At 59.2% G+C, this 19,459-nt stretch carries 18 protein-coding genes; 5 read left to right on the top strand and 13 right to left on the bottom strand.

The features are described 5' to 3' along the window. Positions 1-570: a glycerol-3-phosphate 1-O-acyltransferase PlsY gene (gene plsY, locus PSH64_RS27460; RefSeq protein WP_305479225.1), complete on the bottom strand. Its 570-nt coding sequence runs from the start codon at positions 568-570 to the stop codon at positions 1-3. A 74-nt stretch (positions 571-644) separates the two neighbouring features. Between plsY and folB the strand changes: the two genes are divergently transcribed. Next, positions 645-998: a dihydroneopterin aldolase gene (gene folB / locus PSH64_RS27455; RefSeq protein ID WP_105340954.1), complete on the top strand. Its 354-nt coding sequence runs from the start codon at positions 645-647 to the stop codon at positions 996-998. Further along, positions 989-1,507 (top strand): 2-amino-4-hydroxy-6-hydroxymethyldihydropteridine diphosphokinase, encoded by a 519-nt coding sequence (folK, locus tag PSH64_RS27450; RefSeq protein WP_105340955.1) that lies wholly within the window; start codon positions 989-991, stop codon positions 1,505-1,507. The genes folB and folK overlap by 10 nt, the downstream gene beginning before the upstream one ends. Before the next feature lie 83 nt (positions 1,508-1,590). Here folK and PSH64_RS27445 read toward each other — a convergent pair whose 3' ends face one another. From PSH64_RS27445 to PSH64_RS27395, 11 genes are all read right to left on the bottom strand, one after another. Beyond that, positions 1,591-2,820: a multifunctional CCA addition/repair protein gene (locus PSH64_RS27445; protein ID WP_305479224.1), complete on the bottom strand. Its 1,230-nt coding sequence runs from the start codon at positions 2,818-2,820 to the stop codon at positions 1,591-1,593. 63 nt (positions 2,821-2,883) lie between these two features. Then, a complete protein-coding gene (locus tag PSH64_RS27440; protein WP_105340957.1) occupies positions 2,884-4,446 on the bottom strand; it encodes a SpoVR family protein in 1,563 nt (520 codons plus the stop codon). Continuing rightward, on the bottom strand, positions 4,443-5,714 hold the full coding sequence (locus PSH64_RS27435; RefSeq protein WP_305479223.1) for a YeaH/YhbH family protein: 1,272 nt from the start codon (positions 5,712-5,714) through the stop codon (positions 4,443-4,445). The genes PSH64_RS27440 and PSH64_RS27435 overlap by 4 nt, the downstream gene beginning before the upstream one ends. 204 nt (positions 5,715-5,918) lie before the next feature. Further along, positions 5,919-7,841, bottom strand: coding sequence for a PrkA family serine protein kinase (locus PSH64_RS27430; protein ID WP_105340959.1), 1,923 nt, complete (start codon positions 7,839-7,841; stop codon positions 5,919-5,921). Positions 7,842-8,138: 297 nt separating this feature from the next. Beyond that, positions 8,139-8,468: a thiosulfate sulfurtransferase GlpE gene (gene glpE, locus PSH64_RS27425; protein ID WP_105340960.1), complete on the bottom strand. Its 330-nt coding sequence runs from the start codon at positions 8,466-8,468 to the stop codon at positions 8,139-8,141. 33 nt (positions 8,469-8,501) lie between these two features. Further along, positions 8,502-9,380 carry a symmetrical bis(5'-nucleosyl)-tetraphosphatase gene (locus PSH64_RS27420; protein WP_305479222.1) on the bottom strand — a complete coding sequence of 293 codons (879 nt, stop codon included), beginning with the start codon at positions 9,378-9,380 and terminating at the stop codon, positions 8,502-8,504. After that, positions 9,380-9,760 (bottom strand): Co2+/Mg2+ efflux protein ApaG, encoded by a 381-nt coding sequence (apaG, locus tag PSH64_RS27415; protein WP_305479221.1) that lies wholly within the window; start codon positions 9,758-9,760, stop codon positions 9,380-9,382. The genes PSH64_RS27420 and apaG overlap by 1 nt, the downstream gene beginning before the upstream one ends. 114 nt (positions 9,761-9,874) lie before the next feature. Then, entirely contained in the window at positions 9,875-10,693 is an 819-nt protein-coding gene (gene rsmA / locus PSH64_RS27410) for a 16S rRNA (adenine(1518)-N(6)/adenine(1519)-N(6))-dimethyltransferase RsmA (RefSeq protein ID WP_305479220.1), read from the bottom strand. Continuing rightward, complete coding sequence (gene pdxA / locus PSH64_RS27405) at positions 10,690-11,679, bottom strand: 4-hydroxythreonine-4-phosphate dehydrogenase PdxA (RefSeq protein WP_305479219.1); 990 nt, start codon at positions 11,677-11,679, stop codon at positions 10,690-10,692. Before pdxA ends, rsmA begins: the two co-directional genes overlap by 4 nt. After that, positions 11,676-12,992 carry a peptidylprolyl isomerase SurA gene (surA, locus tag PSH64_RS27400; protein WP_146114671.1) on the bottom strand — a complete coding sequence of 439 codons (1,317 nt, stop codon included), beginning with the start codon at positions 12,990-12,992 and terminating at the stop codon, positions 11,676-11,678. Before surA ends, pdxA begins: the two co-directional genes overlap by 4 nt. Next, positions 12,973-15,747, bottom strand: a complete 2,775-nt coding sequence (locus tag PSH64_RS27395; protein WP_105340965.1) for an LPS-assembly protein LptD — start codon at positions 15,745-15,747, stop codon at positions 12,973-12,975. The genes surA and PSH64_RS27395 overlap by 20 nt, the downstream gene beginning before the upstream one ends. A gap of 130 nt (positions 15,748-15,877) precedes the next feature. On the opposite strand from PSH64_RS27395, the gene PSH64_RS27390 reads away from it, so the two are divergent. The 3 genes from PSH64_RS27390 to PSH64_RS27380 are packed head-to-tail and all read left to right on the top strand — an operon-like array spanning position 15,878 to position 18,334. Further along, positions 15,878-16,897, top strand: a complete 1,020-nt coding sequence (locus PSH64_RS27390) for an aminoglycoside phosphotransferase family protein (protein WP_105340966.1) — start codon at positions 15,878-15,880, stop codon at positions 16,895-16,897. Further along, entirely contained in the window at positions 16,894-17,565 is a 672-nt protein-coding gene (murU, locus tag PSH64_RS27385; protein WP_105340967.1) for an N-acetylmuramate alpha-1-phosphate uridylyltransferase MurU, read from the top strand. The genes PSH64_RS27390 and murU overlap by 4 nt, the downstream gene beginning before the upstream one ends. A gap of 1 nt (position 17,566) precedes the next feature. After that, the gene (locus PSH64_RS27380; protein WP_105340968.1) at positions 17,567-18,334 is read left to right on the top strand and encodes a TerB family tellurite resistance protein; all 768 of its coding nucleotides are present in this window, start codon (positions 17,567-17,569) and stop codon (positions 18,332-18,334) included. 132 nt (positions 18,335-18,466) lie between these two features. Here PSH64_RS27380 and PSH64_RS27375 read toward each other — a convergent pair whose 3' ends face one another. Continuing rightward, the gene (locus PSH64_RS27375; RefSeq protein WP_305479218.1) at positions 18,467-19,459 is read right to left on the bottom strand and encodes an alpha/beta hydrolase family protein; all 993 of its coding nucleotides are present in this window, start codon (positions 19,457-19,459) and stop codon (positions 18,467-18,469) included.

Genomic DNA, 19,459 nt, shown 5'->3' with positions numbered 1-19,459 from the left:
TTAAAAATGCCGTTCGCGCCCGGCAAACAGGTCGCGTAGATTGCCGCGATGGCGCCAGACGATCAGCCCCGTGAGCGCACTCATGGGCAGCAGTGCCGCCGGTTCTTGCCAGGCGAGCAGCGGCAGGATCAGTGGTGTGGCGATCAGGGCGGCGAGTGAGCTGGTGCGGGTCAGGTAGAACGTCAGCAGCCAGGCGCAGACCGCCAGCAGTGCGGCGGGCGGGTAGAGCCCCAGCAACATGCCGGCCGCGGTGGCGACACCCTTGCCACCGCGAAAGCGGAAGTACAGTGGAAACAGGTGACCGATGACGGCGCAGACGCCGATCCAGGCCTGCTCCTGCAGTGAAAGACCCGCAGCGCCCGCGATCAATACGGGTAGCAGGCCTTTGTTCAGGTCGCCAAGCAAGGTCAGGATGGCCAGTTTTTTGCCGGCCAGACGAAACATATTGGTGGCGCCGGCATTGCCCGAGCCACTCATTCGCGGATCGGGGGTACCGGTCAGGCGGCTGAGCAAAATGGCGAAGGACAGAGAGCCAAGCAGGTAGGCGAAAATCGCCAGTGACCAAAACATGCTAACTATTCCGGGCGAGGACGCCCTGATTCTAACGGCGCATTGCGCCCTTGTCGTGCAGCGGAGAGAAGTGCTTGGACAGAGTGTTTATCGAGGGCCTGGAAGTCGACACCGTGATTGGTGCCTACGACTGGGAACGAGGCATCCGACAGTGTCTGCGACTTGATCTGAGCTTCGCCTGGGACAATCGCCCGGCCGCCGCCGGTGATGACCTGACGCTGGCGCTCGACTACGCGAGCGTTTCGTCGCGCATCCAGGCGTTCGCCGACCAGGCGCAGTTTCAACTGGTCGAGACCTTTGCCGAACGCCTGGTTGAAGTCCTGATGAGTGAATTCAAGATCACCTGGATGCACCTCAAGCTGACCAAGCCAGGTGCCGTTCCGGCTGCCAGGGGCGTGGGCGTGGAGATCGAGCGCGGATGTCGCTGACTCAGGTGTATCTCGGGCTCGGTAGCAATATCGAGCGCGAATCCCATTTGCAGGCTGGCCTGGATGCCTTGGCGGGTTTCCTGGTGGATATGCGCTGCTCGGCGGTATTTGAAAGCCAGCCGGTGGGGATCAAAAGCGGGCCGTTTTTCAACTTTGTGGTCTCGGCCTTCACCGATCTGCCACTGATGGAGCTGGATCGACGGCTGAAATTCATCGAAGCGGATAATGGCCGCTACGCGCCGGACCGCAAGGGCTTGCCGCTGGATATCGACGTGCTGTTGTTCGGCGATCTGGTGGGCAACTTCGATGGCTTGATCTTGCCCCGGGCAGAAATCCTGAAAAATGCCTTCGTACTGTGGCCATTGTCGCTGATTGCGCCGGACAGAGTGCATCCGGGCGTAGGCAAAAGCTTTGCGACCCTGTGGAGTGAGGCACGGATCGATCAGGTGTTGGCGCCGGTGGCTTTTGAGTGGCGCGGTGAGCCGTTGACCCCTTTGAATCTGCTTTGATCTTGCAGACGTCATCGCGGGCAAGCCCGCTCTCACAGGTTCTATGCAAAACCCTGTGGGAGCGGGCTTGCCCGCGAAGCTTTTCAGGCTGACGCCGCCTCTTTGTAAATCTTCAGCGCCTTGAGCCGTTCGCGCTTGATCGCCTCGCCCAATTCCGGCCCCTTGAACCCCTTCTCCAGCAACGGCTGAACCGCCACGCCGCGGGCCGCACTCGCCGCACCCCGCAAATAATCCGCCTGTGGATAACTTCTCCGCTCCAGGCCTTTGCGCCCTCGAGCATCCATCTCGCACGCCGCGATAAATTCCTCGAAGCGCTGAGGGCGACGATAGACGTCGAAACTCTGCAGCAGCTCCAGCAAGGTCGACGGTTTCAGCTCCAGAGCCCGATGGCCATGGGTGTGATACTCGCCCACCAGCAGCGCCAGTTCCTGACAGTCCTTCGGTGCCTTGAAGCGCTCGTTGACCGCTTTGATCAACTTCAGGCCTTTGTGCTCATGAGCGATGTGGCGAGGCCATTCTTCCTCGGGCGTCAATCCTTTGCCCAAATCATGCAACAGGCAGGCCCAGCGCACGGTCAGCGGTTGTTTGTGCAGCGCCGCTTGGTCCAGCACGCTCAGGGTATGCACGCCCGTGTCGATTTCCGGGTGATGGGCTTCGGGTTGCGGTACGCCGAACAGTGCATCGACTTCCGGCATCAGCACCTTGAGCGCGCCGCATTCGCGCAGTACCTGGATGAACACCTGAGGCTGGTCTTCCATTAGCGCGCGGGCGATTTCCTTCCAGCTGCGTTCCGCGGTCAGCGCCTCCAGTTCACCCGATTCGCTGAGCATACGCATCAGTTCCATTGTCTCGGGGGCGACGGTGAAACCCAGTCCCGCGTAACGCGCGGCGAAGCGGGCAACGCGCAGGACGCGGAGAGGATCTTCGGCGAACGCGGGGGAAACGTGACGAAGCAGGCGAGCCTCCAGATCCCGCTGGCCATGGTAGGGGTCGGTCAGGTTCTGTTGATCGTCTTCGGCCATGGCGTTGATCGTCAAGTCGCGACGAATCAGGTCTTCTTCGAGGGTGACTTCGGGGCTGGCGTGAAAGGTGAAGCCGCCATAGCCGCGACCGCTTTTACGCTCGGTGCGGGCGAGGGCATATTCCTCACCGCTTTTGGGATGAAGAAATACCGGGAAGTCCGCGCCTACCGGACGAAACCCCTTGGCGAGCATTTCTTCGGTGGTGGCCCCTACCACGACCCAGTCGATATCGGTGACAGGCTTGCCCAGCAGGCGATCGCGTACCGCGCCACCGACTTTATAAATCTGCATAAAAAACCTCCGTTAGCCCGACAGAATAACCTTTGCGTCGAACTTGCGGAGGCCAAAACAGGATCAAAGATGGATGACAGCCAGGTCTAGCCGACCGTAATCCCCCTCGCCGTGCTCACCTTTAGGCGGAACATGGTGGGTTTTTACCACCTGATCCCCTTGCAGGGTTTCCAGGTGAATGTCGAAGCCCCAGAGCCGGTGCAGGTGCTTGAGGACTTCCTCGGTGGAATCACCCAACGGCTTGCGGTCGTGTTGCTGGTGACGCAAGGTCAGCGAGCGGTCGCCACGCCGGTCGATGCTGTAGATCTGTATGTTGGGTTCGCGATTGCCCAGGTTGTATTGCGCCGCCAGGGTTTCGCGAATGGTTCGATAACCCTCTTCATCGTGGATCGCCGGAACCAGCAGGTCATCCTTCTGATCGTCGTCAAGAATGCTGAACAACTTGAGGTCGCGGATGACCTTGGGTGACAGGTATTGCAGGATGAAACTTTCATCCTTGAAGCTGCTCATGGCGAATTTGATGCTGGACAGCCAGTCGGTGCCAGCGATTTCCGGGAACCAGCGGTAATCCTCCTCGGTGGGCGATTCGCATATCCGCCGGATATCGCGATACATGGCAAAACCCAGGGTGTAGGGGTTGATTCCGCTGTAGTAAGGGCTGTCGAAGCCGGGCTGGAAGACCACGCTGGTATGGGACGTCAGGAACTCCATCATGAAGCCATCGGTGACCAGGCCTTCGTCATAAAGGTCGTTCATCAAGGTGTAGTGCCAGAAGGTGGCCCAGCCTTCGTTCATCACCTGGGTCTGGCGCTGTGGATAAAAATACTGGGCGATCTTGCGCACGATCCGTACGATTTCGCGTTGCCAGGGCTCTAGCAGCGGTGCGTGTTTTTCAATGAAATACAGGATGTTTTCCTGAGGTTCGGCGGGGAAGCGTGCGTTGTCCTTGTCGCTGAATTTGTCCGCGCCTTTTGGAATCGTCCGCCACAAGTCATTGATCTGCTTCTGCAAATGCTCTTCCCGATCTTTCTGCCGACGACGTTCTTCTTCGGCGGAAATCGGATAAGGCCGTTTGTAACGGTCGACCCCGTAATTCATCAGCGCATGACAGGAGTCGAGCAAGTCTTCCACCGCGTCGATGCCGTGGCGTTCTTCGCACTGCATGATGTACTGCTTGGCGAACACCAGGTAATCGATGATCGAGCTGGCGTCGGTCCAGGTGCGGAACAGGTAGTTGCCCTTGAAGAAACTGTTATGGCCATAGCAGGCGTGAGCCACCACCAGGGCTTGCATGCAGATGGTGTTTTCTTCCATCAGATAGGCGATGCAAGGGTCCGAGTTGATCACAATCTCGTAGGCCAGCCCCATCTGGCCGCGGCTGTAGGACTTCTCGGTGCTGAGGAAGTGTTTGCCGTAGGACCAATGGTGATAACCCAAGGGCATGCCCACAGAGGCGTAGGCGTCCATCATCTGTTCGGCGGTAATCACTTCGATCTGGTTAGGGTAGGTATCGAGCGCATAGCGGGCCGCGAGACGACTGATTTCGCGGTCGTAGGCCTGGATCAGCTCGAACGTCCATTCGGAGCCGGTGGAAATGGGTTGGCGCTTTTGCTCTTTGGCGGTCATGTCACTAACCTGCGCTGGAAGAGTTCACGGAAGACCGGATAGATATCCCCGGCCGAAACCAGTTGCTGTTGGGCAAAAGTGTCAGAGAAGGCTTCGGCGATGCGTTCGTATTCGAACCACAGGGCCTGGTGTTCGCGCGGGGTTATCTCAACATAAGTGTAGTACTGCACGAACGGCATGATCTGATTGATCAGGATGTCGCGGCAGATCGGCGAGTCGTCGTTCCAGTTGTCGCCGTCGGACGCCTGGGCGGCATAGATGTTCCACTCATTGCTCGGATAACGCTCGGCCATGATCTCCTGCATCAGTTTCAGGGCGCTGGAAACGATGGTGCCGCCGGTTTCCCGGGAGTAGAAAAACTCCTCTTCATCCACTTCACGGGCGCTGGTGTGGTGGCGGATGAATACGACGTCGATTTTGTCGTAGTTCCGCTTGAGGAACAGGTACAGCAGGATGAAGAAGCGTTTGGCGATGTCTTTAGTTGCCTGGGTCATGGAGCCGGACACGTCCATCAGGCAGAACATCACTGCTTTGGAGCTGGGGTTCGGCTGCTTGATCAGCAGGTTGTACTTGAGGTCGAAGGTGTCGAGAAATGGCACTCGGTGAATGCGCGCGCTGAGTTTCTCGATTTCCGCTTCGAGGTCCTGGATATCGCCGAAGTTGTCCGGCTCCTCTCGTCTAAGCCGCGCCAGTTCTTCTTTGACTTCGCGCAGTTTTGCCCGGCTGCTGCCGGACAGGGCGATGCGCCGGGCATGGGCCGAACGCAGCGTGCGGATGATGTTGATCCGTGACGGGTTGCCCTCGTTGCTGATGCCCGCGCGTACGGTCTTGAAGGTGTCGGTGCCGGTCAGGTGACGTTTGACCAGGTTAGGCAGTTCAAGGTCCTCGAACATGAATTCGAGAAATTCTTCCTGGGTGATCTGGAAGACGAATTCATCCATCCCTTCACCCGAGTTACCGGCCTTGCCGGGACCTCTGCCGCCGCCACCTCCGGGCGGACGGGCAATGTGCTCGCCGCTGGTGAACTCCTTGTTGCCCGGGTGCACGATGGTCTGCTTGCCGCCCCGGCCATGGTGAAGCACCGGCTCGTCGATATCGCGGCCGGGAATGCTGATTTGCTCGCCGTGCTCCATATCCGTAATGGAACGCCGGCCTACCGCCTCTTCGACGGCCTTTTTGATGTGATCACGGTAGCGCCGCAGAAACCGCTGACGGTTTACCGTGCTCTTGTTCTTGCCATTGAGACGTCGGTCGATCACATAGCTCATGACTGCTCCTTAGAAGCTGTCCTGAAAGGGGCGAGCGGTTATGCAGCATCGGATCGGTGCCAAGGGATGTTCACGCTTCCCCCAAGCGCTTTTGGATGCTGCTGAACCTCGTTACCGACTTTCGAACACCTCCCAGAGGTCTGTGTAACAGAAAAAGCGTACACAGGCCTCTGGCTAACGACAACCGGTCTGACCGGCAGCGGGTTACTGTGATTTTCTGACCCGCAGGTACCACTCGGACAGCAGCCGTACCTGTTTGTCGGTGTAACCCCGCTCGACCATCCGTGTGACGAAGTCGTTGTGCTTCTGCTGGTCCTCTTTGCTGGCCTTGGCGTTGAAGCTGATGACCGGCAGCAGGTCCTCGGTGTTGGAGAACATTTTCTTCTCGATGACCACCCGCAGTTTTTCGTAGCTGAGCCAGGTTGGGTTCTTGCCATTGTTGTTGGCGCGGGCACGCAGTACGAAGTTGACGATTTCGTTGCGGAAATCCTTCGGATTGCTGATGCCGGCCGGTTTTTCGATTTTCTCCAGCTCTTCGTTCAGGGCGACGCGGTTGAGAATCTCGCCGGTTTCCGGATCGCGGTATTCCTGATCCTGAATCCAGAAGTCGGCGTACAGCACGTAGCGATCGAAGATGTTCTGGCCGTACTCGCTGTAAGACTCGAGGTAGGCAGTCTGGATCTCTTTGCCAATGAATTCGATATAACGCGGCGCCAGGTACTCTTTCAGGAAGCGCAGATAGCGTTCGCGGGTTTCGGCCTGGAATTGTTCCTGTTCGATCTGCTGTTCCAGCACGTAGAGCAGATGCACCGGGTTGGCGGCGATTTCGTGGGGATCGAAGTTGAAGACCTTCGACAGAATCTTGAACGCGAAACGGGTCGACAGACCGTTCATGCCTTCGTCGACACCCGCTGCGTCGCGGTATTCCTGGATCGACTTGGCCTTCGGATCGGTGTCCTTGAGGTTTTCGCCGTCATACACGCGCATCTTGGAGTAGATGTTGGAGTTTTCCGGCTCTTTGAGACGCGAAAGCACGGTGAACTGGGCGAGCATTTTCAAGGTGTCAGGCGCGCAATGGGCCTTGGCCAGCGAGCTGTTGAACAGGAGCTTGTCGTAGATCTTCACCTCGTCGCTGACGCGCAGGCAGTACGGCACTTTGACGATATAGATCCGGTCGATGAAGGCTTCGTTGTTCTTGTTGTTGCGGAAGGTGTGCCATTCCGATTCGTTGGAGTGGGCCAGCAGAATCCCGGTGAACGGAATCGCCCCCAGGCCTTCGGTACTGTTGTAGTTGCCTTCCTGGGTGGCCGTCAGCAATGGGTGCAGCACCTTGATCGGTGCCTTGAACATTTCGACGAATTCCATCAGACCCTGGTTGGCCCGGCACAGTGCGCCCGAATAGCTGTAGGCATCGGCGTCGTTCTGCGGGAACTCTTCCAGTTTGCGGATATCGACCTTGCCCACCAGTGCCGAGATGTCCTGGTTGTTTTCATCGCCTGGCTCGGTTTTCGCGACTGCAATCTGGTTGAGGATCGACGGATAGAGTTTCACCACCCGGAACTGGCTGATGTCGCCGCCGAATTCGGCCAGGCGCTTGGTGGCCCATGGCGACATGATGGTGTTGAGATAGCGCCGGGGGATGCCGAAGTCTTCTTCGAGGATCGCGCCATCTTCAGTGGCGTTGAACAGACCCAGAGGCGACTCGAAAACCGGCGAGCCCTTGATTGCGTAGAAGGGCACTTTCTCGATCAGCTGTTTTAGCTTTTCGGCCAAAGATGATTTACCGCCACCGACTGGACCAAGCAGGTAGAGGATCTGTTTCTTTTCCTCCAGGCCCTGAGCGGCATGACGGAAATACGACACGATCTGGTCGATGCATTCTTCCATCCCATGGAAGTCTTCAAAGGCCGGATAGCGACGGATCACCTTGTTGGAAAAAATTCGCGACAGCCTCGAGTTGGTCGAGGTGTCGAGCAGCTCCGGCTCCCCGATGGCCAGCAGTAGACGCTCGGCGGCGGAGGCGTAGGCGCTGCGGTCCTTTTTGCACAGTTCCAGGTACTCCTGCAGGGAGAATTCTTCCTGGCGTGTGGACTCGAAGCGTTGTTGGAAGTGGCTAAAGATACTCATGACGTCACCTCGCTCGATACGTGGAGCCGACGCCGGATCACTCAGTCGATGCTGGCAGCAACCGAACAGGCAGTCGCTGTTTACCCCCCAGAACTCTTCCGGAGCTGACTACTCCGAAAGCTACTCCCGATGACCCGCGCGCCGGTGTACCGGCTCTCCCCTGTTTTGGATGGCCTGCGCTTAAGGATAGTTCGGAATCGGGGAGATAAAGTAGCAATGAGTAATAAGTTATGGCAGACCGTTCGTCTGCCACCGCGCTAGCCCGCGAAAGCCGGGGCTTGCGCGTCTGGAAAAAAATTATTCGGAAGTGCCCTGCGCCGTTTCCGAAGGATAGATCGTACGCCACAGCTCAAAACCACCGTCCATGCTGTAGACGTCGGAAAAGCCCTGGCTGATCAGATAAGCCGCCGCGCCCTGGCTGGAATTTCCGTGATAGCAGACCACTACCGTCGGCGCATCCAGATCGGCGCCCTGAATGAAAGCATGCAGAGAATGGTTATCCAGATGCTTCGAACCGGCGATGTGCAGCGCGGCAAAAGTGGCCGGATCGCGGACATCGACTACCACCGCGCCTTGTTCGCGCAGGGTCTGGGCCTGTTCTGGGGGGATACGTTTGAATTCGCTCATGGCGGGCTCCTGTGGCTCGGCTGAAAGCGCAGTCTAGCGTTGGACGCTGGCTGACGTTTGTTCGGGAATAGAGGTGGCGACAGTCGGTCGGGAATGGCCATGGGCGTCGCATTTGCATTGCAGGCGCTCAAAGGTATCGACGTTCATCAGGGTCATGGCACCGCCCCAGACGCAACCGGTGTCGAGTGCAAACAGGCCTGGTTCATTGCACTGGCCTTCGAGCGCCGCCCAATGGCCGAAAATGATCTTCAGGCCTTTGGTTTTGCGCTCGTGCGCGAACCACGGCGCATAACCCGGTGGTGCGGTGTCGATGCCTTCCTTGCCCTTGAGGTCGAGTTTGCCGTCGCGGGTGCAGAAACGCATCCGCGTGAAGTAGTTGGTGATGACTCGCAGGCGGGCCGCGCCTTTAAGGTCGTTGTCCCACTTCACTGGCTCGTTGCCGTACATGCCGTCAAGGTACGGCGCGAAGCGGTTGTCGTCGCGCAAGGCTTCTTCGACTTCGGCGGCGCACTTCAAGGCTTTGCGCAGCGACCATTGCGGCGGGATGCCGGCATGGACCAGGGCGATTTCGCGTTGTTCATCGTAGTGCATGAGCTTTTGCTGGCGAACCCATTCCAGCAGATCCGCGCTATCGGGTGCTTCGAGGATCTCACGCAGGGTATCGGCTTTTTTCAAGCGCTCGATGTTTTGCCCTACGGCCAGTAAGTGCAGGTCGTGGTTGCCAAGTACGCATACCAGCGACTCGCGGATGCTATAGAGGAAGCGCAGGGTTTCCAGCGACTGTGGACCACGGTTGACGAGGTCACCCACCAGCCACAGGCGGTCTCGGGCAGGGTTGAAGGCGACTTGCTTGAGCAGGCATTGCAACGGCTCAAGGCAACCTTGCACATCGCCGACAGCATACGTCGCCATCAGTGCAGGGCTCCGGGTACCGCCAGACGGAACGGCGCGATGATGGCCTCGAAGTGTTTGCCGTCGTCGGCGACCATCTGGTAGGTGCCCTGCATGGTGCCGACCTTGGACGTCATGACAGTGCCGCTACTGTAAGTGTGGCTCTTGCCCACTTCGATCAACGGCTGCAGGCCGACGACGCCAGCACCGCGAACCTCTTCGACATGGCCGTCACCGTCGGTGATCACCCAATGCCGCGACATCAGTTTGGCGGGTAGCAGGCCATTGTTGTGCACGGTGACGGTGTAGGCGAAGGCGAAGCGGTTGTGCTCGGGTTGCGATTGTTCTGCCAGATAGCGGGTGACGACGCTGACGTCGACCTGATAACGAGGATCGGACATGCAAGAGGCCTTAAATCAAAGCGGGACGCGGGGCGTAGCTGATACAAATCAGTCTAGGCCAAGTATCGGGTAGTAAACCAGAGTGGCGTCCTACCCGATAGCGCTCATCGCCTGTCAGTCGGTGGCAGGCTTTTGCAGGACTTGTTCGCTGAGCTTGTCGGCCAGGCGCACGAAGGCGGCCAGGTCGAGCTGCTCGGGGCGCAGACTGCCATCGACGCCGGCGGCTTCGATTTCGGCATTGCTCAGCAGCAGCTTCAGCGTGTTGCGCAGGGTTTTGCGGCGCTGGTTGAAGGCTTCACGCACAACGCGCTCCAGCAGGCGATGATCCTTGGCCGGGTGCGGCAGCACCGCGTGGGGCACCAGGCGTACGATCGCGGAGTCGACTTTGGGTGGCGGATTGAACGCACCCGGGCCGACGTTGAACAGATGTTCGACCCGGCAATGGTACTGAACCATGATCGACAGGCGACCCCAGTCACCGCCACCCGGACCCGCCGCCAGACGTTCGACCACTTCCTTTTGCAGCATGAAGTGCATGTCGCGAATCAGGTTGGCGTTGTTCAGCAGATGAAAGATCAGCGGCGTCGAGATGTTGTACGGCAGGTTACCGACCACTCGCAGGCTGTTTGGCGCGGCGTTCAGGCTGTTGAAGTCGAACTTCAGTGCGTCACCCTGATGCAGGTTGAAGTTGCTCTTGCCGGCGAACTGCTGATTGAGGATCGGGATCAGGTCCTTGTCCAGCTCTACGACGTCCAGTTGAGCGCCGCTGTTGAGCAGGCCGGCGGTCAATGCACCCTGGCCCGGACCGATTTCCAGCAGGCGGTCTTCAGGTTTGGCGTGAATGGAGCGCAGGATGCGGTCGATAACGCCCGCATCGTGCAGGAAGTTCTGGCCGAAGCGCTTGCGCGCCCGGTGTTGGTAATGCTCGGTCATAAACGGGTCTCGGCCATCTGGTAGGCGGTTTCCAGGGCGACTTGCAGGCTGCCGGTGTCGATGTTGCCGCTGCCGGCCAGGTCCAGGGCGGTGCCGTGGTCGACCGAGGTGCGGATGATCGGCAAGCCGAGGGTCACGTTGACTGCCGCGCCGAAGCCTTTGTATTTCAGCACGGGCAAGCCCTGGTCGTGGTACATCGCCAGCACCGCGTCGCAGTGCTCCAGATATTTGGGGGTAAACAGAGTGTCGGCGGGCAGGGGGCCGCGAAGGTCCATGCCCTCGCCGCGCAGGCGCTCTAATGTAGGTTCGATGATGTCGATTTCTTCATGGCCCAGGTGACCGCCTTCACCGGCGTGCGGGTTCAGCCCGCAAACCAGGATGCGTGGCTGGGCAATGCCGAATTTTTCTTGCAGGTCAGTGTGCAGAATCCGTGTGACCCGCTCCAGCCGCTCCGGCGTGATCGCGTCGGCAATCTCGCGAAGGGGCAGGTGAGTGGTGACCAGGGCCACGCGCAAGCCGCGGGTGGCGAGCATCATCACCACTTGTGCGGTATGAGTCAGGTCGGCGAGAAATTCCGTGTGCCCGGAAAAGGCGATCCCGGATTCATTGATCACACCCTTGTGCACCGGGGCGGTGATCATGCCGGCAAAATGCCCGTCCAGGCAGCCCTGGCCAGCGCGGGTCAGGGTTTCCAGGACGAAAGCCGCATTGGCCTTGTCCAGTTGCCCTGCAGTGACCCTGGTGTTGAGTGGCGTATCCCACACATAGAGGCTGTTGGCCGGTGCAGGAACATCCGGCCAACTGTCCGGCGTGACCGCCAGCAGATCGACAACCACGCCCAGCTGCGCGGCCCGCTCAAGGAGCAGGTCGCGGCTGGTAATGGCAATCAGGGGGTGTGGCTGGGCTTGCGAGGCGAGCAGCAGGCACAGGTCAGGACCTATGCCGGCCGGTTCGCCGGGGGTCAGCGCGAAACGCTTGGGTTTCACTGCGCTGCCTGGTCTGCACCAGGGAGTTTGATTTCTACGTACGCTTCGTCACGGATCTGACGCAGCCAGGTTTGCAGCTCTTCGTCGTATTTGCGGTTACGCAGTACGGTCATCGCTTGCTGCTCACGGGCCTGGGTGGTGCTGTCGGTGGCGCGGCGGCCAAGGACTTCCAGGACGTGCCAGCCATATTGAGTCTTGAACGGCTTGGACAGCTGACCTTGCGGGGTCTTGGCCATCACTTCGCGGAATTCAGGCACCAGTGCGTTCGGATCGATCCAGTTCAGGTCGCCGCCGTTGAGGGCGGAACCCGGGTCTTCCGAGAAGCTTTTCGCCAGCTCGCCAAAATCTTCGCCCGCTTCGATACGGGAGTAGAGCGATTGAGCCAGGGCCTTGGTTTTTTCTTCGTCGCGAATCGGGCTTGGTTTGACCAGGATGTGACGTACATGGACTTCGTCACGCACCTGGGCTTCGCCACCACGCTTGTCGAGGATCTTCAGGATAATGAAGCCGCCCGGGGTGCGCATTGGCTGGGTTACGTCGCCAACGGCCATGGTGCTCAGCAGGCGGTCGAATGGAGGTGGCAATTGAGCGGCTTTACGCCAGCCCATGTCGCCGCCTTCCAGTGCAGTTTCGCTGGCGGATTTGGCGATTGCCAACTGACCGAAGTCAGCGCCTTGCTTGAGCTGCTGGTAAACCGCGTCGGCTTGTTTGGCAGCATTCTGAATCGCGTCGGAGTTGGCGCTTTCCGGCGTGGGAATCAGGATGTTGGCCAGACGAAACTCTTCGGACAACTGCATTTTGCCCAGGTCGGATGCCAGGAAGTTCTTCACTTCCTGCTCGGACACCTGGATGCGTTCCGCCACACGGCGCTGACGCACACGGCTGATGATCATTTCGCGGCGGATCTGGTCGCGGGCGGCGTCATAAGACAGGCCGTCGCGAGCCAGGGCGGCGCGGAATTGTTCGATCGACATGTTGTTGCGCTGGGCAATGGTGCCGACAGCCTGATTCAGCTCTTCATCGGTAATCCGGATGCCGGAACGCTCGCCGATCTGCAATTGCAGGTTTTCGACGATCAGGCGCTCGAGCACCTGCTGATCCAGTACGCCGGCTGGCGGTACGGCAGCACCGCGTTTGGCGATGGTTTGCTGAACTTCATGGACACGCTGATCCAGCTGGCTCTGCATGACCACGTCGTTGTCGACGATGGCCACCACTTTATCGATGGGTTGTACCGCGGCGTTGGCCGCGGTACCCAGGAACAGCGCGCCCAGCATCAGCGGGCGCAGACAATCAGAAAGCTTGGTCTTCACGTTCACGATAACCTTGGATGCCTTTGTCGAGGAAGCTCTCTACTTTGGCGCCGGTGAGGCCGCCGAGACCTTTCAGAACGATTTGTAGGAAGACGCCGTGGTCGCCTTTTTCGTTTTGTGGAGCTTCCTGACTGAATTCGTCATAGGAAACCCAGTAACGGTTGATCAGGCGTAGTTTCCAGCAGCAGTTGTCGTACTCGAAACCACCAAAGGCTTCCAGGGTACGGTTACGGTTGTAGTCATACTGCCAGCGGCTGATGGCGTTCCACTGCGGCACGATCGGCCAGATCACCGAGAAGTCGTGCTGTTTGATCTTGTAGTAGTCCTTCACGTAGCCAGGTTGGCCTGGTGTGCCGTAGTCACCACCGCCCACCGACCATTTACCGGTGTTCTGGTCATAACGGACCTGGTCATTGCGATAGCGATAACCGGCGTTGATGACTTTGTTCGGGTTGTCTTCAGGCTGGTAGTGGAACATCGCGCTGCCCGAGCGAGGGCTGCGGCTGTCCGGGTCCCAGTTGTAGTCGGCGGTGGTACGCCAGTCGCGGTTCCAGCGGTATTCGTATTCCAGTGCATATGGCGAAACGTTGGCTTGTGCATCGTCGCGGGTTTTTGCATCGATACCCGGCAACTGGACTTCACGGTCCTTGAAGTACACGGCCTGGCCGACGCTGATGCGTTGACGTTCGAAACCGTTGTCTTCGATCCAGCGGTTGGTGATGCCCAGCGACAGCTTGTTCTCGTCGCCGACACGGTCGGAGCCGGAGAAACGGTTGTCCCGGAACAGCGAGGCGTAGTTGAAGGTGTATTCGCCGGTGTCAAAGACTGGAATATCGGTCTGATCCTTCTCTGGAACATAGAGATAGAAAAGGCGTGGTTCCAGGGTCTGGCGGTAGTTCTTGCCAAACCATTGGGTGTTGCGATCGAAATACAGGCCGCTGTCGATACTGGCTATCGGTACGCCACGGCTCTGGTTACGGCTGTAGCTTTCACCGGCAAGCAGAGTGTTTTTGCCCTGCTGATCCAGATCCAGGTCGTACTGGGTGTACTGGTACTTCAGGGACGGTTTCAAGAAACCATAAGTCCAGTTCAGCGGCAGGCTGACACTTGGCTTGAGGTTCAAGCGATTGCCGTTGGCACGTGCCAGGCCGGTCACGTTGTTATCAAGACGTGATGCAACAGTGCCATCTTCGTTTACGAAGTCACCGTTCTTCAAATCGCGGTCAAATCGAACGATCTCTGTCTCGTAATCGAAGTTCAAACCTTCCGGATGATACGGCAGCTGACCATTGAAGGTGATCTGCGGCAAACGGTCGTACGGCGTGATGTTCGAAACGGTCGCCAGTTGATAAGCCTGGGCGTTCAAGCGAGCGGTGTAGCTGTCGCCACGATAGGTGACAGAGCCCTGCTGGTTCACGTAGTCAGCGCTTTTCACGCCAATCTGGTCAGTCTGCAGATCCTGGAAGTAATACGGATCGCTGATCTTGGTGTAGTCGACTTGCGTAAAGACGCGCGAGTCGAGGCCACCCTTGTGCTGCCAGTTGTACATGTAGCGGGTTTTTTCGTAGTCGCTCTGCTTGCTGCGATCGGTGTCTTCGTCGTTGAGGTACGCGGCGCCGAACTGACCTTCGCTGGACTTGGTCAGGTAGCGGAATTCGCCTTCCATCAACAGGCCATGCTTGGCCATGTAACGCGGGTACAACGTGGCATCGTAGTTCGGTGCCAGGTTGAAGTAGTACGGAGTGACCAGCATGAAGCCGGTATCGCTACCGGTGCCGATGGTCGGCGGCAGGAAGCCGGACTGGCGACGGTCGTCGATCGGGAAATAGATGTACGGCGTGTACAGAACCGGAATGTCCTTGACCCGCAGCGTCACGTTGGTAGCGGTACCGAAACCGGTAGCCGGGTTCAAAGTGATGTTGTTGCCCTTGAGCTGCCAGGCATTGCTGTTCGGTTCGCACGTGGTGTACGTACCATCCTTGAGGCGGATGATCGCGTTCTCGGCACGTTTGGCGTACAGCGCGTTACCGCGGATACGCGACTTGTGCATCACGTACTCGGCGTTGTCGACCTTGGCTTCACCGGTGTCGAGCTGCACGTCGGCGTGGTCGCCCACGATCAGTGCGCCATTGTCGCGAACGCGCACGTTACCGCTCAGTTCGCCACGGCTCTCGGCCTGGTAGAGGTTCGCTTCGTCGGCTTCGACCTGCATGCTGCCCTGACGCATGACCACGTCACCGGCCAGGGTCGCGATCTGCTCTTCCTGCTTATAGCGGGAGGCTTTGGCGCCGAGAAAGGTCGGAGCGTCACTTTTATTCGTCTTGTCATTCATGCCAGGACGAATCGGTTCGATATAGGAACCAGAGCAGTAAGGACCGGTTTCGGCCAATTGCGCTGCAGTGAGCTTCTCGCGCGGAACCCAGTCGAGGTGGCTGTAGTCTTCACTACGCGACTTCAGGCCGCGGCCCTTGGACTCGGTAACCAGCACAGGCTTGGCGCCGGTTTCTTCGCTGGAGCCAGTGCCAGCCGGGGTTTCGCCGGTGACGGAAACTGCGCTGCCGTCATGGACGGGACGCGGCGGCAATGCAGCGGCCGGCACCTTTGGCGCACAGTCCCAGGCACCCGAAGCAGAGACTGAGCAGTCATACTGTTCCGCGGCGACCACGAACGACGTGGCCAGGGGTTGCAGGGCCAGCAGACTGCCGGTAACCAACAACGGAAATTTTTTACGAAACGCGGGGGATTTCAATGCCATCTTATTAGTCCGGGCTTCCTGCGTGCCATCTGCCCGCGGTGTGGGCCGCACGCCTCTCGATGGTCTGAAAAAGATGCTGGATAATAAAGCATGACCCGCTTGACGGCTAGCGCCGTCGGAGACCCTTGCAATGCCTGACCAAGATGTACGCTTGCAACACCTGAAAGTTTGGCTTGATGAACAGTTGGCTATCCTCTTTGCAGAACAAGGTTGGGGCTCCGTACCCCCGGCCACGTTGACCGCGGCCAGTAGCGACGCCAGTTTTCGGCGCTATTTCCGCTGGGAAGGCGCGGGCCGAAGTTTCGTCGTGATGGATGCGCCGCCACCCCAGGAAAACTGCAAACCCTTTGTGGATATCGCTTTTCTGCTGGCGAAATCCGGAATAAACGTGCCGAAAATTTATGCCGAAGACCTCGAACGCGGTTTTCTTTTGCTCAATGACCTGGGCAACAAGACTTACCTGGACGTGATCGACAGCGAAAATGCCGACGGTTTGTTCAAGGATGCCCTGCAGGCGTTGCTGGCTTTTCAGCAGTTGCCGATGGTGGCGCCGCTGCCCAGTTATGACGTGGCACTGTTGCGTCGCGAGCTGGAACTGTTCCCCGAGTGGTACGTGAAACGCGAACTGGGCATTGAGTTCGACGCGGCGCAGCAAGTGCTCTGGCAGCAGGTCAGCGACCTGCTGATCGACAGCGCTCTGGCTCAGCCCAAAGTCCTGGTGCATCGCGACTACATGCCGCGCAACCTGATGATCAGCGAGCCGAATCCCGGTGTGCTGGATTTCCAGGACGCGGTCTACGGGCCCGTGACCTATGACGTGACCTGCCTGTTCAAGGACGCCTTCCTCAGCTGGCCTGAAGAACGCGTGCGCGGCTGGCTGGAGGATTACTGGCAGCAAGCCGCTGCGCTCGACATCCCGGTTCAGCCTGACTTTGAAGAATTCCTGCGCGCCAGCGACCTGATGGGCGTGCAGCGTCACTTGAAAGTGATCGGCATCTTTGCCCGTATCTGCCATCGCGACGGCAAGCCACGTTACCTCGGTGATGTGCCGCGCTTCTTTGCTTATATAGACGCGGTCATCGCCCGTCGCCCTGAACTGGCGGAGCTGGATGTATTGCTGGCCAGTCTGCGTGTTGGAGCGAAGGCATGAAGGCAATGATTCTGGCGGCGGGTAAAGGCGAGCGCATGCGCCCGCTGACCCTGACCACGCCAAAACCGCTGGTTCGCGCCGGCGGAGCACCCTTGATCGAGTATCACCTGCACGCCCTGGCGGCGGCAGGGTTTACCGAGATCGTGATCAACCACGCCTGGCTCGGTCAGCAGATCGAAGATTATCTGGGTGATGGCTCGCGGTATGGCGTGAGCATTCAATACTCACCGGAAGGTGAACCGCTGGAAACCGGTGGCGGTATTTTTCGTGCGTTGCCATTGCTGGGGGATGAAGCTTTTGTGGTGGTCAATGGCGACATCTGGACCGACTACGACTTCAGCGTGTTGCACCAGCCCATCGTCGGGCTCGCTCATTTGATCCTGGCGGACAACCCGGCGCATCACCCGAGCGGGGATTTCACCTTGGTCGATGGCCATGTGCAGGACGGTCAGCCGGATACGGCAACCCTGACTTACAGTGGCATCGCCGTGTTGCATCCGCAGCTGTTTGACGGTTGCTCGGCCGGTGCCTTCAAGCTTGCTCCACTGCTGCGCAAAGCCATGGCCGATGGGCAAGTGACGGGCGAACGCCTGAATGGGCATTGGGTGGACGTCGGCACCCACGAGCGCCTGGCTGAAGTAGAAACCTTGATAGAAGCGAGACGCTGACATGTTGTGGCCAGGGACTCTGATTGGAGCCGGAGCGGGCTTTGCCATAGCCAGCATTCCGGGGGCCATGCTCGGTGCTTTATTGGGACAGGCGCTGGATCGGCGCCTGCACCTGCAGAGCTGGGCGCATTTATGGGAAAAAATCGGTGGCCGCTCGGTGCTGCGCAACGATGAACTGCTGTTCGTGTTGCTGGGCCGATTGGCCAAGAGTGATGGGCGGGTCGTGGATGGTCACATCCAGCAGGCGCGCCAGGAAATGCGTGCGCTGGAGATGACCGAATCGGCGCAACGTCGCGCGATTGCGGCGTTCAATCGCGGCAAGTCGGGGCATGACCGGTTGCGCGGCTATTTGCGACGCTTGAGTGCTCAACCCCATGCGGCGGAAGGTGTGTTGCGTGCCTGTTGGCGGATGGTCTGGGCCGATGGCCGGGCCGGTAGCCGTGAGCGCGAGCTGATTGCCCAGTGGGGCAAATGGCTGGGCTGGACGCCATATCAGGTGCAGGCATTGGCGAGCGACTACGAGCCGCACAAGCGCCCATTGGTCAATAGCACGGTGACCTATCAGGACGCTTTGCGGCTATTGGGGGTGTCGGCGACCAGCGAGCCGGCGCAGATCAAGCGCGCCTATCGACGCCTGCTCAGTCGCCATCACCCGGACAAGATTGCCGGCAGCGGTGCGACGGCGTTGCAGGTTCGCGAGGCTACGGATAAAACGCGTGAATTGCACAACGCCTACGCGTTGATTCGTGAGCGGCGGGATTTTCGATAGCAGGCAAGAGTTGTGTCGACAGTGCTATCGCCTTCGCGAGCAAGCCCGCTCCCACATTAGACCGCGTTCAGACAGGCAGCGTCGGTCAAATGTGGGAACGGGCTTGCTCGCGAAGGGCGCGACGCCGATCTATCAGTCCGCCGCAGGCTGCGGATTCAGCCATCCCCGCACCCGGCGCACCAACTGCTCTTGCTCAGCCTTGGCATTCCCCGGCAATGCCTTGAGTGACACCTGGCTGAACGCCGAGGTCTTCAAGCGTTTGTTGGCCTGCAAGCGTGCCAGTGCCGCGTTGCGATCCAGCGGTTTGTCCGTATAGAAAATGTCGGCGACAGGCAGCTTGATCGTCGGCGTCAATTCGACCAGTTGTGGTTTAGCCGTAACGGGGGTCTGGGCGGCGACCATCATGAACTTCTCGACCTGCGAAGGCTGCTTCTCGCTCAAATAACGCGCGGCCCAGTAAGCGCCGGTGCCATGCCCCAGTACGACGATGCTGCGAGCGCTTTGCTGTTCGGCATAAGCGACAGCCGCGTCGAGGCGGGCAAAGATTCGCTCGGCGTCGGCTTTGGCCTGTTCTTCGGTGGTTTCGGCGATGGCCTTGTCGGCCACATCCGCTTCGCCGCCGGCTGCCTGTTCGATGGGCGCGGCGGTCGTGGAATCCTTGCTGGCGGCCTCAGGCGCTTTGGGGGCCGGTGCCACTTCGGCGATACGAGGTGCAATGGCTTCGCTTTGCAGGTCCGGCAAGGTGATACTCAGGCTGCTCCAGTTGGCGTCTGGCAATTGGCGGCGCAATGGGCTGATTGCTTGCGGCCAGTCAACGGTTTCGCCGGCGCCAGGGATAATAATCACCACGCCTTTGGGTTCGGCGGTATTGGCCGGTTTCCACAAGGCGAGAAAGGTGTCGGTGCCTGCTTGCAGTTGTTGCTGTTCCTGCGCGGGGATTTGTCGCTCGAGTGCGGTCGCTTCTTCCTGACTACGCTCAAGCAGCGGCTGGCGTTCGGCCGGTTTTTCTTCGGCGGGTTTTTCCGCTGCGGCAGGTGTCGGGTCGGCCGCCTCGACGGAAAAGGCGCACGGCAGGATCAGCGACAGGCACAATGCTGGCAGTGCCAGGCGGTAGACAGGGGGCAT

The sequence above is a fragment of the Pseudomonas sp. FP1742 genome, assembly GCF_030687145.1.
In the GTDB taxonomy this organism is placed as follows: Bacteria; Pseudomonadota; Gammaproteobacteria; order Pseudomonadales; family Pseudomonadaceae; genus Aquipseudomonas; species Aquipseudomonas frederiksbergensis_D.
The sequence above is the reverse complement of the archived record's forward strand: the minus strand, read 5'-3'. Positions and strand labels throughout refer to the sequence as shown.